The sequence below is a fragment of the Variovorax sp. P4_D9 genome, from assembly GCF_056401695.1.
The window spans coordinates 1-2,678 of the sequence record NZ_JBFUIU010001041.1 but is presented as its reverse complement, the minus strand read 5'-3'; the positions used below and the strand labels follow the sequence as shown (position 1 = coordinate 2,678).

The following is a 2,678-nucleotide window of genomic DNA, read 5'->3' as shown; positions in this document are numbered from 1 at the left end:
CTCCAGCAGGGCTTCGCGCGCTGGGTCGCCGACTTCCGTGGCAAGGCGCGTGAAGCCGGCATCAGCGATGCGACCTTGCAGTCGGCGTTTGCCGACGTGCAGTACCTGCCGCGCGTCGTCGAGCTCGACCGCGCCCAGCCCGAGTTCACGCGCACGGTCTGGGACTACCTCGACAACACCGTGACGCCCCAGCGCGTGGCGCTCGGCAAGGACAAGATGCTACAGGTTCGCACCGCCGTCGACGCGGCGGCCGCGCGCTACGGCGTTCCGCCTTCCATCGTCGTTGCCATCTGGGGCATGGAGAGCAATTTCGGCGGCAACTACGGCAGCACGCCGACTATCGACGCCCTGGCGACGCTGGCCTTCGAAGGCCGCCGCGAGGAATGGGCGCGACGCGAACTGCTCGCGGCACTGAAGATCCTCGACAAGGGCGACATCGATCGCGCGCACATGATCGGCTCCTGGGCCGGCGCCATGGGCCAGACGCAGTTCATGCCGTCGAATTTCCTGGCCTATGCCGTGGATGGCGACGGCGACGGCCGGCGCGACATCTGGGGCAGCATGGCCGACGTCTCGGCCTCGACCGCAAATTTCCTCGCGCGTTCGGGCTGGAAGGCGGACCAGCCCTGGGGTGTCGAGGTGCAGCTGCCGCCGGGCTTCGATTACGGCCGCGCCGACACCAGCGTGCGCCAATCCAGTGCCCAATGGGCCGCTGAGGGTTTGCGCAGCATGGACGGTCGGCCGCTGCCGGAATTCGCCGACGGCATGGTGCTGCTGCCCGCGGGTGCGCGCGGACCGGCTTTCCTGGTGGGGCCGAACTTCCGCGCCATTCTGCGCTACAACAACTCGACCAGCTATGCGCTCGCGGTCGGGCTTCTGGCGCAACGCCTGGCCGACGGGCCCGGCGTGCAGGCCGCCTGGCCCCGGGACCAGGCAGCGCTCAGCCGCAGCCAGCTGCTGGAACTCCAGACCGCGCTGAACCAGCGCGGCTTCGCCAGCGGCACGCCCGACGGCATGATGGGTCCGGCCACCCGCGAGGGGATCCGCCAGTACCAGCGCAGCGTCGGCCTGCCCGCCGACGGCTATCCCAGCGCAACGGTGCTGCAGCGCTTGCAGGCGCCGTAGCCGGGTGGGTTCAACGAAGCGCACATACTATTAATAGTATGATAGGATGTTTACTCCAGGAGAGTCAACGATGGACGCTACGACAATCTTCATTCCAACCGAGGAAGCATCCTCGTCGGTCGCGATGGCCGGTTGCACCGCCAGTGAAATTCTTTGTGTCATGAGCGCGCGCCTTCTCAAGGACGGGCAGATCGTCTTTGCCGGCGTCGGCGTGCCGATCCTGGCGGCGACGCTGGCCCAGGGCCTGGGCTGCCCGGGGCTCACCATCCTGTTCGAGGGCGGGGTCATCGGGCCCCGCGTGGAGCCGGGCCGGCTGCCGCCGTCGACCGCCGAGCAGCGCTGCACCAAGGGTGCCAACATGGTGCTCGGCAGCGCCGACGTGATGCTGCTGCTGCAGCGCGGCTATGTCGACGTCGGCTTTATGGGCGGCGCACAGATCGACAGGCACGGCAACCTCAACTCCTCCTACATCGGCAACCCCGCGAATCCCAAGACGCGGCTGCCGGGCACGGGTGGGGGCAACGACATCTCGAGCCTCACGCACATGATCGTGGCGATGCGCCATGAGCGGCGCCGCTTCGTCGACAAGGTCGACTTCGTGACCAGCCCGGGCTTCCTCGACGGCGGCACGAGCCGACGCGACCGCGGCCTGCCGGCCGGCGGAATGTTCCGTGTCGTGACCGACTTGGGCATCTTCGGCTTCGACGAGCAGAGCCGGGCCATGAAGATCGTCGCGCTGCATCCGGGCGTGACGCTGGAGCAGGTGCAGGACAACACAGGCTTCACATTGCTGCACGACGCCCGCATCGCGACCACTGAGGCGCCGAGCGCGCGCGAACTCGCGGCGCTTCGGCGGCTCGACGCCGAGCGCCTCTACATCGGCTGAGGGCGCCCGCCGCGGCCCTTACTGCCGCGCCAGCTTCGCGGTCTCGCGGTGTGCTTCGCCGGCGGCCCAGACCTGCTGCGGCGGCCTGCCCACCAACTGCTGGTAGACGCTCGGTGCCGTCGCGCCTTCGGTCGACAGCAGCAGCACCGTGGCTTCCTTCCCGAGGCCGGTGCGGCTGCGCAGTTCCGCGTCGCGCGTCAGGTGCGCCAGACCGGCGAGGCCGGCCACGCCCGACTCGCCGCTGACCAGGGGCATGTCGTCGGCGTTGCCGGCCGCGAGGGTGCGCATGGCTTCGATGGCCTCGTCGTCCTCGATGGTCAGGAAGAAGTCCACGCTGGGCTGCAGGAAGCGCCAGGCCAGCGGCGAGGTCTCGCCGCAAGCGAGGCCGGCCATCACGGAATCCACCGAGCCGGTGGCGTTGGCGGCCTGGCCGTGGAGCGCACTCTGATAGAGGCAATCGGCCTGCTGCGGCTCGACCACGATGAAAGTCGGCCGCTGTGCGCCGTAGCGCTCCCACAGGTAGCTGGCCACGCCCGCGGCCATGCCGCCCACGCCACCCTGCAGGAACACGTGACTGTAGGGGCAGGTGTCGCGCGCTTCGGCGCCGCGCTGCTCGAGGATCTCGGCCGGGATCGTTCCATAGCCCTGCATGACGTCGCGCGGGATG

3 protein-coding genes are annotated in these 2,678 nt (G+C 69.2%); 2 read left to right on the top strand and 1 reads right to left on the bottom strand.

Going from position 1 to position 2,678, the window contains the following annotated elements:
- Both AC1DY5_RS50580 and AC1DY5_RS50575 read left to right on the top strand, forming a co-directional pair.
- The coding region (locus tag AC1DY5_RS50580) for a lytic murein transglycosylase (protein WP_478121841.1) at positions 1-1,125 on the top strand (1,125 nt) is incomplete at its 5' end.
- Between the two features lie 70 nt (positions 1,126-1,195).
- Positions 1,196-2,011 (top strand): CoA-transferase subunit beta, encoded by an 816-nt coding sequence (locus AC1DY5_RS50575; RefSeq protein ID WP_478121840.1) that lies wholly within the window; start codon positions 1,196-1,198, stop codon positions 2,009-2,011.
- 18 nt (positions 2,012-2,029) lie between these two features.
- Here AC1DY5_RS50575 and AC1DY5_RS50570 read toward each other — a convergent pair.
- The coding region (locus AC1DY5_RS50570) for a pyridoxal-phosphate dependent enzyme (RefSeq protein ID WP_478121839.1) at positions 2,030-2,678 on the bottom strand (649 nt) is incomplete at its 5' end.

Excerpts from the sequence above, each read along its gene's own strand:
- AC1DY5_RS50575 (WP_478121840.1), top strand. The coding sequence starts at position 1,196 with ATGGACGCTACGACAATCTTCATTCCAACCGAGGAAGCATCCTCGTCG.